The 18,667-nt window shown below is 72.4% G+C and carries 11 protein-coding genes; 7 read left to right on the top strand and 4 right to left on the bottom strand.

The window, feature by feature from the left end:
- Nucleotides 1-44: 44 nt before the first annotated feature.
- On the top strand, nucleotides 45-1,214 hold the full coding sequence (locus ACIPSA_RS32860) for a thiolase family protein (protein WP_402641082.1): 1,170 nt from the start codon (nucleotides 45-47) through the stop codon (nucleotides 1,212-1,214).
- Between the two features lie 7 nt (nucleotides 1,215-1,221).
- On the opposite strand, the gene ACIPSA_RS32855 is transcribed toward ACIPSA_RS32860, so the two are convergent.
- The gene (locus ACIPSA_RS32855; RefSeq protein ID WP_402641079.1) at nucleotides 1,222-2,013 is read right to left on the bottom strand and encodes a TVP38/TMEM64 family protein; all 792 of its coding nucleotides are present in this window, start codon (nucleotides 2,011-2,013) and stop codon (nucleotides 1,222-1,224) included.
- Nucleotides 2,014-2,062: 49 nt separating this feature from the next.
- On the opposite strand from ACIPSA_RS32855, the gene ACIPSA_RS32850 reads away from it, so the two are divergent.
- From ACIPSA_RS32850 to ACIPSA_RS32840, 3 genes are all read left to right on the top strand, one after another.
- Nucleotides 2,063-2,785, top strand: a complete 723-nt coding sequence (locus ACIPSA_RS32850; protein WP_402641077.1) for a DNA alkylation repair protein — start codon at nucleotides 2,063-2,065, stop codon at nucleotides 2,783-2,785.
- A 285-nt stretch (nucleotides 2,786-3,070) separates the two neighbouring features.
- Complete coding sequence (tuf, locus tag ACIPSA_RS32845) at nucleotides 3,071-4,249, top strand: elongation factor Tu (protein ID WP_402641074.1); 1,179 nt, start codon at nucleotides 3,071-3,073, stop codon at nucleotides 4,247-4,249.
- Between the two features lie 146 nt (nucleotides 4,250-4,395).
- On the top strand, nucleotides 4,396-5,241 hold the full coding sequence (locus ACIPSA_RS32840; protein ID WP_402641072.1) for a spermidine synthase: 846 nt from the start codon (nucleotides 4,396-4,398) through the stop codon (nucleotides 5,239-5,241).
- Nucleotides 5,242-5,264: 23 nt separating this feature from the next.
- Here the strand turns inward: ACIPSA_RS32840 and ACIPSA_RS32835 are convergent, their stop codons facing one another.
- Both ACIPSA_RS32835 and ACIPSA_RS32830 read right to left on the bottom strand, forming a co-directional pair.
- Nucleotides 5,265-6,275, bottom strand: coding sequence for a hypothetical protein (locus ACIPSA_RS32835; RefSeq protein WP_402641070.1), 1,011 nt, complete (start codon nucleotides 6,273-6,275; stop codon nucleotides 5,265-5,267).
- A 66-nt stretch (nucleotides 6,276-6,341) separates the two neighbouring features.
- Nucleotides 6,342-7,304: a hypothetical protein gene (locus ACIPSA_RS32830; protein WP_402641067.1), complete on the bottom strand. Its 963-nt coding sequence runs from the start codon at nucleotides 7,302-7,304 to the stop codon at nucleotides 6,342-6,344.
- Between the two features lie 87 nt (nucleotides 7,305-7,391).
- On the opposite strand from ACIPSA_RS32830, the gene ACIPSA_RS32825 reads away from it, so the two are divergent.
- Nucleotides 7,392-7,829, top strand: coding sequence for a DUF4442 domain-containing protein (locus ACIPSA_RS32825; protein ID WP_402641356.1), 438 nt, complete (start codon nucleotides 7,392-7,394; stop codon nucleotides 7,827-7,829).
- 79 nt (nucleotides 7,830-7,908) lie between these two features.
- Here the strand turns inward: ACIPSA_RS32825 and galU are convergent, their stop codons facing one another.
- The gene (gene galU, locus ACIPSA_RS32820; protein ID WP_402641065.1) at nucleotides 7,909-8,871 is read right to left on the bottom strand and encodes a UTP--glucose-1-phosphate uridylyltransferase GalU; all 963 of its coding nucleotides are present in this window, start codon (nucleotides 8,869-8,871) and stop codon (nucleotides 7,909-7,911) included.
- A gap of 414 nt (nucleotides 8,872-9,285) precedes the next feature.
- On the opposite strand from galU, the gene ACIPSA_RS32815 reads away from it, so the two are divergent.
- Nucleotides 9,286-11,121, top strand: a complete 1,836-nt coding sequence (locus tag ACIPSA_RS32815) for a ricin-type beta-trefoil lectin domain protein (protein WP_402641062.1) — start codon at nucleotides 9,286-9,288, stop codon at nucleotides 11,119-11,121.
- 544 nt (nucleotides 11,122-11,665) lie between these two features.
- Nucleotides 11,666-18,667: an SDR family oxidoreductase gene (locus ACIPSA_RS32810; protein WP_402641059.1), complete on the top strand. Its 7,002-nt coding sequence runs from the start codon at nucleotides 11,666-11,668 to the stop codon at nucleotides 18,665-18,667.

Below are 18,667 nucleotides of genomic sequence, written 5' to 3'. Positions count from 1 at the left end.
TAATCGCGCCGGCCATCGCCCCGGCGGCCAAGGAGGCCCGCACCATGCGTGACGCAGTCATCGTCGAAGCCGTACGCACCCCCATCGGCAAGGGCAAGCCGAACGGCTCCCTGGCCCACGTCCATCCCGTGGAACTCCTCGCCCACACCCTGCGCACCCTCGTCGAGCGCTCGGGCGTCGACCCGGCCCTGATCGACGACGTCATCGGCGGAACCGTCGACCAGGTCGGCGAGCAGGCCATGAACACCACCCGCTACGCCGTCCTCTCGGCGGGCTTCCCCGAGTCCGTCCCGGCGACCACGGTGGACCGCCAGTGCGGCTCCTCCCAGCAGGCCGTGCACTTCGCCGCCCAGGGCGTGATCTCGGGCGCCTACGACATGGTCGTCGCCTGCGGCGTCGAGTCGATGAGCCGCGTGCCGATGTGGTCGAACGTGCCGCCCGGAAAGGACCCCTTCGGCCCCGGAGTCGCCGAGCGCTACCCCGAGGGCCTCGTCCCGCAGGGCGTCAGCGCCGAACTGATCTCCGCCAAGTGGTCCATCACGCGTGAGCAGATGGACGCCTTCGCCGTCTCCTCGCACCACAAGGCGGCGACCGCCTGGGACGCCGGCCTGTTCGACGCCGAGGTCGCGCCCCTGCAGGGCGTCACGCGCGACGAGTGCCTACGGCCCGGCAGCACCCCCGAGATCCTCGGCGGCCTCAAGCCCGCCTACTACGACCCCGGCTTCGCCGAGCGCTTCCCGCAGATCGAGTGGAACGTCACCGCGGGCAACGCCAGCCCCATCAACGACGGCGCGTCCGCCGTGCTGATCACCTCCAGCGAGACCGCCGCCCGCCTCGGCCTGCGCCCGCTCGCCCGCCTGCACAGCTTCGCCGTCACCGGCTCCGACCCGCTGCTCATGCTCACCGGCGTCGTCCCGGCGACCGAGAAGGTGCTCAGCAGGGCGCACCTCACGATCGACGACATCGACCTGTTCGAGGTCAACGAGGCCTTCTCCAGCGTGGTCCTGGCCTGGCAGCAGGAGACCGGCGCCGACCTCGCCAAGGTCAACGTGCACGGCGGCGCGATCGCCATCGGCCACCCGCTCGGCGCCAGCGGAACCCGCCTGACCACGACCCTCGTCCACGCGATGCGCGAGCGCGGCGCCCGCTACGCCCTGCAGACGATGTGCGAGGCGGGCGGACTCGCCAACGCGATGATCCTGGAAGCAGTCTGACCGAGCGTCACCGGGCGCGGAGATGGTGGCGCTTGCGCCAGGCCACCACCGCGCCCACCAGGGCCGGCACGGCGATGCACGCCATCGCGATCAGGAAGGCCGGCGACGTCGGCGACGAGGCGCGGGCCCCGGCGACGGCGTACGCGGCGGTGTTCGGGACCGAACCGAGCGCCGTCGCGAGCAGGAACGTCGGCCAGCCCATACGGGAGACGGCGGCGCAGTAGTTCGCGGCCCAGAACGGCACGCCGGGGAACAGCCGCGCCACCATCATCGCGCGAAAGCCGTGCCGGCTGAGCTGCCCGTCGGCGGCCTTCAGCCAGCGGCCGCGCAGCAACGGGCGCAGCGCGTCCTGGCCGAGCACCCGGCCCAGGCCGAAGGCGACCCCGGCGCCGAGCACCGTACCGACCAGTGCCGTGCCGAGCCCCACCTGGGAACCGAAGAGGGCACCAGCCGCCAGGTTCAGCAGCGGCCGCGGTACGAACGCCACCGTGCACAGCCCGTACGCCCCCGCGAACACCACCGCCGCCGCGGCACCGCCGAGCTGCGGCGGCCATCCGTGGGTGAGCAGTCTCTGCGGCTCGAACAGCAGCATGGTCGACGCGGCCGCGACGAGCAGCGCCACGAGCAGGGACAGCCGCGACCAGGGCGACAGCAGCGCGCGCGTGCAGCGCGACGCGAAACCCGCCCGCGTGAGCGACGGGATGGGAGCCGCCGTGGGTACGGCGGTGACGAGCTCCGTGACGGCGGCCCGGGGAGAGGCCGTCGCGGTGCCCCCAGAGCGGTTGGTGGCATCGAGCATCCGGTGACAGTAACCGACGAACATGTGTGAGCGCCGTATGGTTCGTCTCATGACCGTCACAGGTGCGGGCCAGGTGGACGTACCGCGCAGTGCTCTCGCCGACACCGTTCTGGAGCGGCTCACCGCCGCGTACCCCGCCGCGGCCGATCCCGGGCGGGCCGGAGCCATGCGGGCGTACATGAAGGACGTGGCCCCCTTCCTCGGCGTCCCCACGCCGGTCCGCCGCAGCCTGTCCCGCACGGTTCTCGCGGGCACCCCGCGCCCCGCCGAGGCCGACTGCACGGCGATCGCGCTGCGCTGCTGGGCGCTGCCGGAACGGGAGTACCACTACTTCGCCGTCGACTACCTGCGCCGCCACGCCGGACGCTGCTCCTCGGGCTTCCTGCCGGTGGTCCGGCACCTCGTCACCACCGTCCCCTGGTGGGACACGGTCGACCTGCTGGCCGCGCATGTCGTCGGCGCGCTCGTCGCCGCCGACCCGGAGCCGGCCGCCGACATGGACCGGTGGATCGCGGACGACGACCTGTGGGTCGCCCGTACCGCCCTGCTCCACCAACTGCGCTACAAGGAACGCACCGACGCCGACCGTCTCTTCGCCTACTGCCTGCTCCAGTCCGGGCACGGCGACTTCTTCATCCGCAAGGCGATCGGCTGGTGCCTGCGCGAGTACGCCAAGACCGACCCGGACGCGGTACGGGCCTTCCTGACCCGTGAGCGGGGGAGGTTCGCACCGCTGACGGTCCGGGAGGCGCTGAAGAACATCGGCGGCTGAGGAAGGCCGCCGCTCGAAGGAGTCCGGTGGCTGAACCCGCACCGGGAAAAACCATTCGACGCGGCACAAAGCGTCGGCAATGATCGGCGTCATGTTCCGGTACGCCTTCGTCCTCGCAGCATCCGCGGTCGCGGATGCTCCGAAGGCTGCCGTCCCGATCATCCTGGCCGCTGTCGACGGCGCCCGAAGCTGACCCTCTCCGGATCGTCCGGCGGACCCCGCAGGGGGAGGGTCGGCCAGTCCTTGGGGTCCCCATCACCACTGACAAGGCTTCGAGGTACAGCCATGCCCAAGACGGCATACGTACGCACCAAACCGCACCTGAACATCGGCACGATGGGTCACGTCGACCACGGCAAGACCACCCTGACCGCGGCCATCACCAAGGTGCTCGCCGAGCGCGGCACCGGCAGCACCACCGAATACGTTTCGTTCGACCGCATCGACCGCGCCCCGGAGGAGGCCGCCCGCGGCATCACCATCAACATCGCGCACGTCGAGTACGAGACCGACACCCGGCACTACGCGCACGTGGACATGCCGGGCCACGCCGACTACGTCAAGAACATGGTCACCGGGGCCGCGCAGCTCGACGGGGCGATCCTCGTCGTCTCCGCGCTCGACGGGATCATGCCGCAGACCGCGGAACACGTACTGCTCGCCCGGCAGGTGGGCGTCGACCACATCGTGGTCGCGCTCACCATGGCCGACCGGGCCGACGAGGAACTCGCCGAGCTCGTGGAACTGGAGGTGCGCGAACTGCTCACCGCGCAGGGATACGGCGGCGACTCCGTACCCGTCGTACGGGTCTCCGGCCTGAGGGCACTGGAGGGCGACCCGCGCTGGACGGCCTCGATCGAGGCGCTGCTCGACGCGGTGGACACGTACGTGCCCATGCCCGAGCGGTATCTGGACGCGCCGTTCCTGCTGCCGGTGGAGAACGTGCTCACCATCACCGGGCGGGGCACGGTGGTCACCGGCGCGGTCGAGCGCGGCACGATCCGGGTCGGTGACCGGGTCGAGGTGCTCGGCGTGGACGTCGAGACCGTCGTGACCGGGCTGGAGACCTTCGGCAAGCCGATGGAGGAGGCCCAGGCCGGGGACAACGTGGCGCTGCTGCTGCGCGGGGTGCCGCGGGACGCCGTGCGGCGTGGGCACATCGTGGCGGCGCCCGGCAGCGTAGAGCCCAGCCGTCGGTTCTCCGCGCGCGTGTACGTCCTGTCGACGCGCGAGGGCGGCCGTACTACCCCGGTGTCCACCGGCTACCGTCCGCAGTTCTACATCCGCACCGCGGACGTGGTCGGCGACGTCGACCTCGGGGAGACGGCCCTGGCCCGGCCCGGGGACACGGTCGAGATGACGGTGGAACTGGGCCGCGAGGTCCCGCTCGAGCCGGGGCTCGGCTTCGCCATCCGTGAGGGCGGCCGGACCGTCGGCGCGGGGACGGTGACGGCTGTCGGCTGACGGCTGTGCGGGTTGCGCCGGAGGAGCTGCGCGGCTGGTGGAGCGCGGGCGACTGCAGGTCGTTCGTGGCTGGTCGCGCAGTTCCCCGCGCCCCTTTCAGGGACGCTGCGGCGCCCGGTGCCATCTCTCACCGGCACAATGGAACCGTGAGTGAGTCCATACCCGTCATCCGCGCCACCGACCACGGCACCGCGAAGCTGATGCCCGACGTCGACCGTGAGCGGGCCTGGCTGCTGACGGTCGACGGGGCGCCGCAGTCCTACGTCGACCTGGATGCCCCGACGCATCTGGAGTTCGAGTACGCGCGACGGCTCGGATACGTGCTGGACACACTGGGGGAGCCGGGGCGGCCGCTGGACGTGGTGCACCTGGGCGGGGGCGCGCTCACGCTGCCCAGGTACCTCACGGCGACCCGGCCGGGCTCCCGGCAGGACGTGGTCGAGGCCGACCGGGGGCTGCTGGCGCTGGTGGCCGAGCATCTGCCCCTTCCGGACGGCGCCGGAATCACAGTGCACGCGGCCGACGCCCGCGCCTGGATCGAGGCCGCCCGGGACGACTCGGCGGACGTACTGATCGCCGACGTCTTCGGTGGCTCCCGGGTCCCCGCGCACCTCACCTCGCTCGCCTACGCCCGTGAGGCCGAGCGCGTCCTGCGCGCCGACGGCGTCTATCTGGCCAATCTTGCCGACGCCGCGCCGTTCGCCTTCCTCCGCTCCCAACTGGCCACGTTCGCCGCCGTGTTCGAGGAGCTGGCGCTGATCGCCGAGCCGGGCGTGCTGCGCGGCCGCCGGTTCGGCAACGCCGTGCTCGTCGCCTCGCACCACCCCGTGAACACGGCGGCCCTGGCCCGCCGCACCGCCTCCGACGCCTTCCCGGCCCGCGTCGAACACGGCCCTGCGCTACGGGACTTCACCGGCGGAGCCCGCCCGGTCCAGGACGAGGACGCCGTACCGTCACCCGAGCCCCCCGACGGAGCGTTCGGCATCGGCTGAACCCTTCTCGGGCTCCGGGGCGGTCAGCTCTGCGTGGGGTCCCCGTGCAGCCGTACCGTGCCGAGGATCTTCATGATGGTCGCCTTGTCGACTTCCTCGCTCACGCCCTTGACGCCGTAGAAGTTGAACGACGCGAGGTCTCCGGCCGAGTTCTCGAAGGCGAAGGTGAGTGACTTGCCGTCGGTGGCGCACTTGCCCTTGCGGGGTGTGCCGGTCGAACGTGCCCAGGCGTAGGCGCCCTTGAGGCCCGACCTGGTCGTGTAGGCGGTGGCCTTCTTGTCGTAGGTGATGCTCTTCTTGTCCGGCTGCGTGTAGCCGCCGTACACCCACCAGGGCACTTCGCGGACCGCCGCGTCGCCGGGGTTCTTGGCCCCGCTCTCGCCCTTGGTGCCCACCACGGCCAGCGCCGTGTCGTCGGTCTTTCCGTCCTTGTCGTCGTCCGACGTGCACCACTTCGACTTGTACTCGGCCGGCGCCGACATCGTGATGAGCGCCTTGCCGTCCTCCGACTTCCGGTCGGTGAAGCCGATGGAGGTGCCGGGGGTGTCGAGCTGCCAGTCCGCCGGCACGTCGAAGGCCGTGCCCCACCTCGGGTTGACGACGACCTTCCAGCCCGCGACGAGCGGCTTCTCGGTCTGGTCGCCGCGCGGATTGTCGCCCGAGCCGGACGATGTGGCGCTCGGCTCCGGGGTCGGCGACTGGCTCGCCGGCTGGCCCGAGCCGGCATCCGCCTTGTCGTCCTTGCCGCGGCCGAGGACCAGGAATCCGGTCACGCCGGCCGCGACGACCACGGCCGCCGCCGCGACGATCGCTATCAACTTCGTCCGGTTTCCGCCGCCACCGCCCTGCTGCGGCTGGGGCGCGCCCACGGGTGCCGGAGCGCCCCACTGTGGTTGCTGCCCATAGGGGTTGGGCTGCTGATACTGCTGGTAGCCGGGCTGTTGATACGGATTCGGCTGCTGGTAACCCGGCTGCTGGTACGGGTTGTTCTGCGGGTTCTGCTCGCCCCCGGGCGGCTGCTGTCCTGGCCACATGGGCAGCAACCCTAGTGGCGTCCGCGACACGATTCGGTCACCACCCCTTGTCAGGGTGGTACCGAATCAGGAGTCCGACCCGGTGTCGTACAGCCGCACCGTACGCAGGATGTCACGGACCGTCGACTCCGGAACCGCGCCGCTGACGCCCGTGGCGCCGACGAACGACCAGGACAGCACGCTCCCGTCCGGGTCCTTGAAGGCGAAGGTCGTCGCCGTTCCGTCCGAGTCGCACTTGTGCTGCTTGACGACGCCGGACGACCGCGAGGTGGCGAGGCTTCCCGTGATGCCGGAGGCGGTGGTGTACGACGTCACCGGGCCGGTGGTGACCTTCTTGCGGTCGGGCTGGGCGTACCAGCCGTAGACCCAGTCCGCCGAGTCGGCGCGGGCGGCCTCCGCGGGGCTCTTGGAGCTGTCGTTCCCGCGGGTGCCCACGCTCGCCAGGGAGGTGTTCTCGGTCCTGCCGTTCTTGTCGTCGTCGGAGCTGCACCACTTCTCCTTGTACACGGCGGGTGCCTTCATGCCTACGAGGACCTTGTCGCCGGAGCCGGAGTCGTCCGTGACGTAGGTGATCCAGTCCTTCGGCCGCGGCGCCCAGTCGGCCGGCACGTCGAAGGCGATGCCCACGTCCGGGTTGACCACGACCTTCCAGCCGGTGACGGTCGGCTTCAGGGCTTCGTCGCCGCGCGGGTTGTCCTGCGTGGCGGAGACAGCGGCGGACGGTGAGCCGGACGCCGACGACGGTGAGGCGGTGGGGCCGGGGCCGGCCTCGTCGTCCTTGCCGCCGCCCAGGACCAGGAATCCGGTGACACAGGCCGTGACGACGACGGCCGCGGCCGCGACGACCGCCACGAGCTTCGTGCGCCGGCCCCCGCCGTCCGGCTGCGGAGGCGGTACGGCCGTGGGCACGGCCCACTGGGCGGGCTGCTGTTGTCCGACGTACGGGTTCGGCTGCTGATAGCCGGGCTGCCGGTACGGGTTGTGCTGTGGTTGTGTTCCGCTCCCTGGCGGCTGTTCCCCTGGCCACACGGGCCGTAACGATACAGCGATCATCGGACCGGCTCTGGCCAGGTTCTGCTACTCGTGAGTAACATGGCGGCCATGAGCGCAGACCAGATGTCGATCGGCGAGTTGCTCGCCGCCACGGTCCCCATGGTCAGGACCCTGAACCTGGAGTACCTGGAGACCACTCCGGAGCGGGCCGTGCTGTCCCTGCCGGACCAGAGCGAGTACCGCAACCACGTCGGCGGACCGCACGCCGGGGCCATGTTCGCCCTCGGCGAGTCCGCCAGCGGTGCGATCGTTCTCGCCGCCTTCGGCGACCAGCTCTCGCGCGCCGTGCCGCTTCCGGTCACCGCGGAGATCGCGTTCAAGAAGATCGCCCTGGGCCCGGTCAAGGCCACCGCGACCCTCGGCCGCCCCATCGCGGACGTCGTCGCCGAACTCGACGAGGGCAAGCGCCCCGAGTTCCCGGTGGCCGTCGCCATCCAGCGCGAGGACGGCGCCGTGACCGGGGAGATGACCGTGACCTGGACCCTGCGTCCCAACAGCTGACGTCCGCCCCGCGGATCGCGGGGGAGGGCCCCTCGAATGCGCCGATCAGGCCGGGGCCCTCGTGCGCACGAGGGCCTCGTCAGGCGGCCCGGCGTCCCTCGTCCCGTTCCTCGCGCTCCGCCCCCCGGTTGTCCAGGCCGTCGATGAACTCCTTCAGCCAGGCCACGAATCCGGGACCCAGGTCCGGCCGGTCGCAGGCCAGGCGGACCACCGTGCGCAGGTAGTCGGCCTTGTCGCCGGTGTCGTAGCGCAGGCCGTCGAACACCACGCCGTGGACCGTGCCGTCCGAGGCGAGTTCCTGGAGGGCGTCGGTGAGCTGGATCTCGCCGCCGCGGCCGGGCGCAGTGCGCTCCAGGACGCCGAAGACGGCCGGGTCGAGGACGTAGCGGCCGATGACCGCGTAGGTACTGGGGGCGGCCTCGGGCGAGGGCTTCTCCACGAGGCCCGTCACGCGCACGACGCCCGCCTCGTCGGTCGGTTCGACGGCCGCGCAGCCGTAGAGGTGGATCTGCGACGGGTCGACCTCCATCAGCGCGACCACGCTGCCGGTGTACCGGTCGCGCACGTCCAGCATCCGACTGAGCAGGGTCTCCCGAGAGTCGATCAGGTCGTCGCCCAGGAGAACCGCGAAGGGCTGGTTCCCCACGTGGTGGCGGGCGCAGAGAACGGCGTGGCCGAGGCCCAGCGGGTCGCCCTGGCGGATGTGGTGGATGTCGGCCAGGCGCGCGGGGTCGCGCACGGCGTCCAGCCGCACGGTGTCGCCCTTGGCCGCGAGCGTCTGCTCCAGTTCGAAGGCGCTGTCGAAGTGGTCCTCGATGGCCCGCTTGTGGCGCCCGGTGACCATCAGGATGTCGTCGAGCCCGGCCGCGGCGGCCTCCTCGACGACGTACTGGATGGCCGGCTTGTCGACGACCGGCAGCATCTCCTTCGGCGTCGCCTTCGTGGCGGGCAGGAAGCGGGTGCCGAGCCCGGCGGCCGGGACGACCGCCTTGCGGACGGTGCGGGGGGCCGTGGGGGTGGTTGAGGAGCGCGGGGCGATCATGCGGCCCATGCTGGCGTACGGGGATGAGAGTGCGCCGAGAGATACATGGGAGCTCGCTGTGGAGGGAGCTGTTCCGCTTCCGGCCGGAACGCTGAAGATTTGGTGTGCCATCTGGCGTTCCGTGCACACGAGTTGACCCTTGCGTAACCAGTCCGTCCAATACTGATGCGGATACCGTCGGTAACTCGCCTGAATTCCCCGCACCTTGAACTTGGGTCTCGCGGACTTCTTGTTACCTGTGAGTCAAATGTGCGAAGGTGAGCCCTCCGCTTGGGAGGGCACAGGCCGGTGCCCGTACGGAAAGGCCGACCCCAAAGGTACGCACCAAACAGGAAGGTGTGCACCCGGCAGGCACTGCTTTCCGATGGGACGCCATTCCCTGTGCCCTCCTTCGGCTTGGAAGGAATTGGTTCCGTGCAGTCCCGGTCCGATCGCAACCTCGTGGCACAACTCCGCGCCGAGGGCGACAGCAGCCACTGTGCCGTCACCCTCCTGCTGGCCCGGCACTGGCGGGCGACCTGCGACTACGCGATCGTCTGCCTCGCATCCGCCACCGGAGCGGCCCAGTTCGTGGCCACCACGGCCTTCAACCGCGTGCTCGGCCGACTGGCCGGCGGGGCGGCCGACGGCGCGCTGCGGCCGCAGCTTCTCGTGGCCGTGCGGGAGACGGTCCGGGAGTGGGCCGCCGACGAGGGAATCTGCGTGGTTCTGCCGGAACTGCGCAAACCCACCGGTGGCCGCGGTCTACGCGCGGCAATGCCCGGTCCTCCCGAAAGGAGGCAACTCGCCGAGCTTGCTTTCCGGGCCCTTCCCGGAGCGTCCCAATGCCTGTTGTGGCACACCGAGGTCGAGGCGGATCCGATAACCATACCGGCCGGTCTGCTGGGTGTGGACACCGCCACCGCGGCTGCCACGCTGGAGCAGTCGCGAGAACAATTCCGGGCGGGTCTGGTGCGCGCCCACCGAGAACTCGCGCCCACCAGCGATTGCCGTTTCCACAACAGTCTCCTCGACGTCCCCAAGCGCCGCGGCGGCTCCTTGGCGCCCGATGTGCCACGGCATCTGACGGTGTGCCGGTACTGCCGCCAAGCCGCCGAACAGCTCAGCCATTTCGAGGGCAGGCTGGAGATCCTGCTCGCCGAGGCCGTGCTCGGCTGGGGTGCCCGCCGCTACCTCGACTCGCGCCCGGGACGCGGTGCCGTCGAGGAGCGGCCACCCGCGCCGGAGGCCGTCCATCCGGAGGCCGTACACCTGGAGAACGCACGCCTGGAGGCCGTACCTCCGGGGGCCGGCGGAGGCCACCGCACCACGGCTGGGAGCAGGCGGCGCAAGGCCTTGGCCGTCGGTGTCGGCCTCGCCTCCCTCGCGCTGCTCGCGACCGTGCTGGTGGCGAGGAGCTGGTCCGACGAGAACGGCGTCCCCCGGCCCGGCGTCACCTGGGGAGCCCCCGGCGGCAGCCGCGTCGGCCCCGCCGGGCCCGGCACCGCCGACAAGCCGTCCGTCGTCGCCTCCCCGTCGGCCGCCTCCGCGAGCGACCCCGTCGAGGTCGCCCATGGCAGGCTGCGCAGCCCCGCCACCGGACTCTGCCTGGACGTCGAGGGCGGCCGGGTCGGGCCGGGGGCGGGGACCGCGCTTGCGGCGTGCTCGTCCGCGGAGTCCCAGCAGTGGTCGTACCAGGACGACGGAAGACTCCGCAGCGCCGCCGACCCCGCCCTCTGCCTCGCCGCCGCCCCGGAAGCCCGTACGGTCCAGCTGTCCGGCTGCGGCGTGCGCGCGGGCGAGGTGTCCTACGGCCTGACCGTCAGCGGCGAACTCCTGCTCCGCCGGCACAAGGGGCTAGTCGTCGCCCCGGGTTCGGGCAGGGCGAGCACCCAAGTGGTCGTGGCGAAGCGGGACGGGACCGGGAAACAGCGGTGGGTGCTGGATGCCGGGGCCGACCAGTCGGAGCGGAAGGCGCCGGGGCGGGGCGGCCCCGAGCGGTTGCCGCCGCAGCCGGGGCCGAAGAAGAAGGCCGCCCCCGAGCCGCCGGGGGCGGACACCCCGCGCGAGAAGTCCGGGCAGCCTCGGGAGCGCTACGACACACGGATCGCGCAGGTCGGCTGCTGCGACGACAGCGGCCCGGCGGCGGGGCCGCCGACGCCCGTCGACACCGCGGACAGCTCCGTCCTCGGCGCCCTGAAGCCGCTGCCGTCGCGTGTGACCGGGACCGTGACGGACAACGGGCCGATCCCCGGGCCCGTCCTCGGCTGACGCCAGGGTCACCCCGTGGGGTGAGCCTCGTCCGGGGGCCGCGCGCACGCTGTCGCCCCGTTGCTTCAATGGTTTACAAGGTTTTTTCCTGGTTCGCGTTTGGCTGAATAGAATTCAGTTGCCGGCAGGCTTCTGTCAGGCTGGCGTCAGGCCGGGGTGCGTCCGTGCGGCCGTGGTTTCCGGGTGTCCCGATCTGGCCACGGGCTCGAAGTCATGTGGAATTTACAGAGGTCGGCCGGGCTGCCCGGCTTGTTGCGGACGGGCGACCGAAGGGTGAATCCACCGGACGCTTTGACGGGCTTGTGGTGTTGTGGCGCGTGTGGACCTCGGGGTGAGCGGCCGCACCGCGGACGGGAATTGCTCGGTTTTTCCGCTCTTGCGGCGAGTTTCGGTCGCTGGCCGAATTGATGCCACCGCAGGCGGATTGGCCGCGCCGTTATTGACCGGCGAGTAATGAAGTCGCTAGTTTCCGGTTGCCTCGCACCAGAGCCTCCATGTCGCACAAATCCCCCACCGTGCCGTCTCACCGATTATTCGGAGCATCATGACGTCAGCTGTGCGCGCCCTGGACCTGATCATCTGCATCACCCCTTTCGGGGAACCGGATGCCAGGCTCGCCGCGGCGGCCTGCCGCGCCGGCGCACTCGGGATCCTCGACCTCGGCAACGGCGGCCGAAGATCCCGCGAGGCGCTCGGACGCCTGAGACGGACGGCGCCGGGGCCGTTCGGGGTGCGGGTCACGGGGAGCTGCCGGATGCTTCCCGAGGACCTCGAACCGATCGACACCGTGGTCCTCACGGCCGATGCCTGGTGGCCGCCGCCCGCTGAATTCACCGCGAGACACCGGGTGCTGGCCGAAGTCACCGACCTGGCGCAGGCGAGGGAGGCGGTCCGTGCGGGCGCGTGCGGACTGATCGCCCGGGGCAGCGAGAGCGGCGGCAGGATCGGGCAGCTCAGCACCTTCGTACTGCTCCAGCAACTGCTCGCCGAACCCGGGTTGGATGTTCCGGTCTGGGCGTGCGGCGGCATCGGGCCCCGCACGGCTGCCGCCGCGGTGGCCGGCGGGGCGGCCGGAGTCGTCCTCGACACCCAGCTGGCGCTGCTGGCCGAGTCGACACTCCCCGAGGCGACCGCGGCCGCACTCCGTTCCCTGGACGGCTCCGAGACCGTCGTCGTGGCCGGTCACCGCATACTGCGCCGCCGCGGCCCCGATGCTCCGCACCCGCCGGCCGACGACCCCGGCGGGGTCGCCGCACTGCTGGGCGCGCAGGACCCGTACACCCAACTCCTGCCGGTGGGCCAGGACGGCTTCCTCGCGGCACGCTTCGCGGAGCGCTGGCAGGACGTGGGCCGGACGGTTCGGGGGCTGACGACCGCGATACGGAACACGCTGTCGGAGCCCTTACGGACCGCGGCCGGCCGGGAGACGGCAGCCGGCCCCGTCGGCGTGGCCGCCACAGCCGACCGACCAGCGGATTCGGACACCCCGGCCGACCCCGCGCCCGCCCGCGCACTGCGGCCCGGCTCCCCCATGAGCAGGGCCCTCGGCACACGGCTGCCCGTGGCGCAGGGGCCGATGACCCGGGTCAGCGACCAGGCCCGGTTCGCCGCGGCCGTCGCCGCCGACGGCGCCCTGCCCTTCCTGGCACTGGCCCTGGCCGACGGAAAACAGGCGCGGGCGATGCTGGAAGACACACGTGTCGCGCTGGACGGGCGGCCCTGGGGGGTCGGCATCCTCGGGTTCGCGCCCGAGGACATCCGCAACGCCCAGCTCGAAGCCGTACGGGAGCTACGGCCCAGCCACGCGATCATCGCGGGCGGTCGGCCCGCCCAGGCCGAGGCGCTGGAGCGGGCCGGGATCAGCACCTTCCTGCACGTGCCCTCGCCGGGGCTGCTGCGGCAGTTCCTGGAGGCCGGGTCCCGCAGGTTCGTCTTCGAGGGCTCCGAGTGCGGCGGACACGTCGGCCCGCGGGCCGCCTTCCCGCTGTGGGAGGCGCAACTCGCCGCACTGGAGGACTTCCTGGCCGACGCGGACGACGAAACGGCGCGACGGATCGAGGTGTTCTTCGCGGGCGGCGTCCACGACGAGCGCTCGGCGGCGATGGTCGCCGCGCTCGCCGCACCCCTCACCGCCCGGGGAGCCGCAGTCGGCGTCCTGATGGGAACCGCCTACCTGTTCACCGAGGAGGCGGTGGACCGGGGCGCGATCCAGCCCCTCTTCCAGCGCCAGGTCGTGGCGGCCGCCGCCACCACCCTGCTGGAGACCGCGCCCGGCCACGCCACCCGCTGCGTACCCAGCCGCTTCACCCTGAACTACCGGGAACGCGAGGCCGAACTGCGCGCCCGGAACGTGCCGGACCGTGCTGTCTGGGAGGAGCTGGAACGGCTCAACGTCGGCCGGCTGCGCATCGCCAGCAAGGGCCTCGACCGGTCCGAAAGCGGTGAGTTGGCGCCGGTCGACGAGCAACGACAGCTGGACGAGGGCATGTTCATGGCCGGAGACGTGACCGTCCTGCGCACGGCGACGACCACCGTCGAGGCCCTGCACCGTTCGGTCACCGACGGCGCGGCCGACTTCCTCGCGGTACGCGGCGAGGAACTGGGCCGGCAGCCGGGTGCGCACCCCGCCGCGGAACCGGCGGCTCCCGCCCCCCTGGACATCGCTGTCATCGGCATGGCCTGCATGTTCCCGCAGGCCCCCGACCTCGCCTCCTTCTGGGCGAACGTCGTCTCCGGACACGACGCCGTCACCGAGGTCCCGCCCGACCGGTGGGACCCGGCCGTGCACCACGCCGACGGCAGCACGGCCTCCAAGTGGGGCGGGTTCCTGCCCCGCATCCCCTTCGACCCGCTGAGCTACGGCATCCCGCCGGCCTCGCTCGGCAGCATCGAACCCGTCCAGCTGCTGTCCCTGGAGGCCGCCCGGCGCGCACTGGAGGACGCCGGATACGGCGACCGGGGACGGGAGTTCGACCGCTCGCGCACCTCGGTGGTCTTCGGCGCCGAGGCGGGCAGCGACCTGTCCAACGCCGCCACCCTGCGGGCCGTACTGCCGTCGTACTACGGCAAGGTGCCCGACGGGCTGGAGGAGCAGCTGCCCCGGCTGACCGAGGACTCCTTCCCCGGCATGCTCGCCAACGTCATCTCGGGCCGCATCGCCAACCGCCTCGACCTCGGCGGGGCCAACTACACCGTGGACGCGGCCTGCGCGTCCTCACTGGCCGCCGTGGACGTGGCGTGCAAGGAGCTCACGGCGGGCACCAGCGACGTCGTCCTGTGCGGCGGCGCCGACCTGCACAACGGCATCAACGACTACGTCCTGTTCTCCTCCGTGCACGCCCTCTCCCCGACAGGCCGGTCACGGGCCTTCGACGGCTCGGCCGACGGCATCGCCCTCGGCGAAGGCGTCGCCTGCGTGGTCCTCAAACGGCTCACGGACGCCGAACGCGACGGCGACCGGATCTATGCCGTCATCAAAGGCCTCGGCTCCTCCAGCGACGGCCGCTCGCTCGGCCTCACCGCACCCCGGCCCGAAGGACAACGGACCGCGCTGGAACGGGCGTACCGCAACGCCGGTGTCTCACCCGCAGACGTCGGCCTCGTCGAGGCGCACGGCACCGGGACCGTGGTCGGCGACCGAACCGAACTCACCATCCTCAGCGAGGTGTTCGCCGATGCCGGCGCACAGCCGGGCAGGTGTGTGCTGGGCTCGGTCAAATCACAGATCGGGCACACCAAGTGCGCCGCCGGTCTCGCCGGCCTGATCAAGACCACCCTGGCCCTCCACACCGGCGTGAAACCGCCCACCCTGCACCTCAAGAGCCCCAACCCCGCCTGGCAGGAAGGCACCAGCCCGTTCGCCTTCCACACGAAGACCCAGCCGTGGGCGGCACCGGCCGGTGAACGCGTGGCCGGGGTGAGCGCGTTCGGCTTCGGCGGCACCAACTTCCATGTGGTGCTCCGGGCCCACGGCGACGCCGTACCGCCGGAGCAGAGCCTGGACACATGGCCCGCCGAACTGTTCACCTTCCGCGGCAAGGACCTCGCGGCCGCCGGCCGCGCGATCGGGGACGTGCTGAAGGCCGCCGAGACCGACGGCCGTCCCTGGCGGCTGCGCGATCTCGCGCTGAGCGCGGCCCGGCGCTCCGACACCTCACCCGACCCGGTGCGAGTGGCGGTCGTGGCGACCGACGTGGACAGTCTCGTCGACCGGCTGCGCAGGGCCCTGGCCGGGGAACACGACCCGGCCGCGGGCATCCACCTGGCCGACCCGGCACCGGCGGACGACGACGGCAAGATCGCCTTCCTGTTCCCCGGCCAGGGCAGCCAGCGCCCCGGCATGCTCGCCGACCTCTTCATCACCTTCCCCGAACTCCAGCACTACCTCCGGCTCGCCCCGACCCACGCCGACCGGCTGTACCCGCCCGCCGCCTTCGACGACCCGGGCCACGAGCGCCGACGGGCCGAACTCACCGACACCCGGGCCGCCCAGCCCGCACTCGGCATCACCGGCCTCGCCGCCCACGCCCTGCTCACCACCGCGGGCGTCCTGCCCGACATGGCCGCCGGACACAGTTACGGCGAACTGGTCGCCCTGTGCGCGGCCGGCACCCTCGACCCCGAGACACTCCTGGAGCTGAGCACCGAGCGGGCTACGGCCATCCTGGCGGCCGCGGGCGACGACCCCGGCACCATGGCCGCCGTCTCCGCCGCCGCCGAGGACGTCGAACACGCCCTGCGCGCGGCGCAGACGCCCGCCTCGGTCGTCCTCGCCAACCGCAACTCACCCCAGCAGACAGTGATCTCCGGCCCGACGGAGCAGGTCGCCGCCGCCGTCCGCGCGCTGCGCGAGGCCGGATACGGCGCCAAGCGCATCCCCGTCGCCTGCGCCTTCCACAGCCCCCTGGTGGCCGGCGCGGGCGAACGGTTCGCCAAGGTCCTCCAGGACAAGACCGTACGCCCGCCCGAGTTCCCGGTCTGGTCCAACCGCACGGCCGCCCCGTACGCGCCGGACCCGGACGCCGTGCGCACGGAACTCGCCGCCCAGATCGGGGCCCCGGTCGCCTTCGCCGCCCAGATCGAGGCGATGTACGAGGCGGGAGCCCGGACCTTCGTCGAGGCGGGACCCGGCACGGTCCTCACCCGGCTCGTCGAACAGATCCTCGGTGACCGTCCGCACCGCACCGTCGCCTGCGAGCCCCGCGCCGACAGCGGCCTGCGCGGCTGGCTCGACGCCCTCGCCCGACTGGCCGTCGCGGGAGCGCCGGTACGCACCGGATGGCTCCTGCGGGGCCGTGACGCCGTCGACGCGGTCCGCACCCCGGCACCGAAGCGGCCCGGCTGGACGGTCGACGGCCACCTGGTCCGCACCGCCGCCGGAGAACTCCTCCCCGGTGCCCTGGCACCGGCCCGACGAGTCGTGGAGACGACTGTGACGACGAACCACCCGTACGGCGTCCCGGCCGGCCAGGACGCGCTGATCTCCGAATTCCTGCGCACCAGCCGGGAGATGATCGCCGCCCAGCGCGACGTGCTGCTCACCTACCTCGGCGCGGCGCCGGGCACGACGATCCCGGCACCGGCGGCCATCGGCCCGGTGCCGGGGCCGCAGATCCTGCCCGCCGAGCTCCCCGCCGCCCCGCAGCCCGCCCCGCAGCCCGCCCCGGAGCCGGTCCCGGCCACCGCCGAGACTGGCGCGGACACCCCGGCCGACGTGGAACGCGTCGTCCTGGAGATCATCAGCGAGCGCACCGGATACCCCGTCGACATGATCGAGCCCGACCTCGACCTGGAGGCGGACCTCAGCATCGACTCCATCAAGCGGGCGGAGATCGCGGGCGAACTCGCCAAGCGGCTGGGGATCGGGGCCGGCGCCGACGTGACGACCCTGGACGACGCGGAACTGGAGGAGCTCGCCAAGGCACGTACGGCGGCGGCCGTCACGGGCTGGCTGACGGCACGGCTCGACGGCGCCCGGGAGCAGACGGCAGCCGAGCCGGACATCACCCCGGCCGAACCGGACATCACCCCGGCAGAAACAGAGCTGCCGGAAGAGGCCACGGGCGTCGCCCCGAAGCGTCTCCTGCTCCGCCCGGTGCCCCTGGAACAGCCGGACCGACCGGCGGACCCCGCCTCCGCCCTGTCCGGCAAGCGGTTCGTCGTGCTCGGCGACGGAGAGGGCGCCGCGCCGGAGATCACGGCACGGCTCACTGCGTACGGCGCCGACGTGATGACCGCCGACGCGGAGCACCTGCTCACCGCGGCGGACGGCACGGTCGACGGCGTGCTGTACCTGGGCGCCCTGCCGGGCGCCGAGCCGCCGGTCCTGCCGGACGCCTTCCCCGTGCTGCGGGCCGCCCTGGCACGCGGGCCGCGCCGGCTGCTGGCCGCACGGTCCGCCGACGGCGACGACACGCTGCGGGCGGCGGGACTGGACGGCCTGTTCCGCACCATCGCCCGCGAGTACCCGCAGACCGACGCCCGGACCGTCGGCCTCGACGACACCGGACCGGCCGCGGTCGCCGACGCCCTGCTCGCCGAACTCCTCGCGCCCGATCCGGCACCCGTCGTACGGCGCACCGCCACGCACCGGCACGGCTTCGAACTCGTCGAGGCACCCCTCGGCCCGCTCGGCAGCACCGGCGCGGGACCGGCCGGCGACGGCGCCGCCGAGGCCGCAGCGCTCGGCCTCGACCGGGACTCCGTCGTGCTTCTGGTGGGCGGCGCCCGCGGGATCACCGCCAAGTTCGCGGCCACACTCGCCGCGGCCTGCCGCTGCCGTATCGAACTCATCGGCAGGACACCCGCCCCCACCGGCCCCGAAGACCCCCGGACCGCCGGCGCCCGCACCCCCACCGAACTCCGCGCTGCCCTCGTCGCCGGCGCCGACGGCCACCCGCTCAAGCCCGCCGAGGTCAACCGGACCGCCGAACTCATCCTCGCGCAACGGGAGATCACCACGACACTCGCGGAACTCACCGCGCTCGGCAGTCGAGTCCGCTACCACGCCGTGGACTTCCGCGAGGAGGACACCGCACTCCAGACGGTCAAGGAGATCCACGCCGAACACGGCCGCCTCGACGGGGCGGTGTTCGCCGCCGGGGTGATCGAGGACCGGCTGATCGCGGAGAAGACCCCCGACTCCTTCCAGCGGGTCTACGGAACCAAGACGGCCGGAGCCGCCACCCTGCTCACCGCACTCGAGGAACTGCCCAGCGGACCCGGCTTCACCGTCCTGTTCGGCAGCATCTCCGCCGTCCTCGGCAACCGCGGGCAGGCCGACTACGCGGCCGCCAACGACGCCCTGGAGACCCTCGGCACCGCCTGGTCCGCCCGCACCGGCAACCGCGCCCTGACCGTGCACTGGGGCCCGTGGGCCCCCACCGGCGGCCACACCGGCATGGTCAGTGCGGAACTGGGCCGGGAGTACGCCCGGCGCGGCATCCGGCTGATCGACCCCGACGAGGGCACCGCGGCCCTGCTGCGGGAACTCGCCTGGGGCGACGACTCGGCCCGCGCCGTCGTCTACACCGCATCGGGCTGGTGA

The sequence above is a fragment of the Streptomyces sp. NPDC086549 genome (assembly GCF_044746205.1).
GTDB lineage: Bacteria > Actinomycetota > Actinomycetes > Streptomycetales > Streptomycetaceae > Streptomyces.
Note: the sequence above shows the minus strand (reverse complement) of the source record. Positions and strands in the feature narration are given on the sequence as shown.

Excerpts from the sequence above, each read along its gene's own strand:
- ACIPSA_RS32860 (WP_402641082.1), top strand. The coding sequence starts at position 45 with ATGCGTGACGCAGTCATCGTCGAAGCCGTACGCACCCCCATCGGCAAG.
- ACIPSA_RS32855 (WP_402641079.1), bottom strand. The coding sequence starts at position 2,013 with ATGCTCGATGCCACCAACCGCTCTGGGGGCACCGCGACGGCCTCTCCC.
- ACIPSA_RS32850 (WP_402641077.1), top strand. The coding sequence starts at position 2,063 with ATGACCGTCACAGGTGCGGGCCAGGTGGACGTACCGCGCAGTGCTCTC.
- tuf (WP_402641074.1), top strand. The coding sequence starts at position 3,071 with ATGCCCAAGACGGCATACGTACGCACCAAACCGCACCTGAACATCGGC.
- ACIPSA_RS32835 (WP_402641070.1), bottom strand. The coding sequence starts at position 6,275 with ATGTGGCCAGGACAGCAGCCGCCCGGGGGCGAGCAGAACCCGCAGAAC.
- ACIPSA_RS32825 (WP_402641356.1), top strand. The coding sequence starts at position 7,392 with ATGTCGATCGGCGAGTTGCTCGCCGCCACGGTCCCCATGGTCAGGACC.
- galU (WP_402641065.1), bottom strand. The coding sequence starts at position 8,871 with ATGATCGCCCCGCGCTCCTCAACCACCCCCACGGCCCCCCGCACCGTC.
- ACIPSA_RS32810 (WP_402641059.1), top strand. The coding sequence starts at position 11,666 with ATGACGTCAGCTGTGCGCGCCCTGGACCTGATCATCTGCATCACCCCT.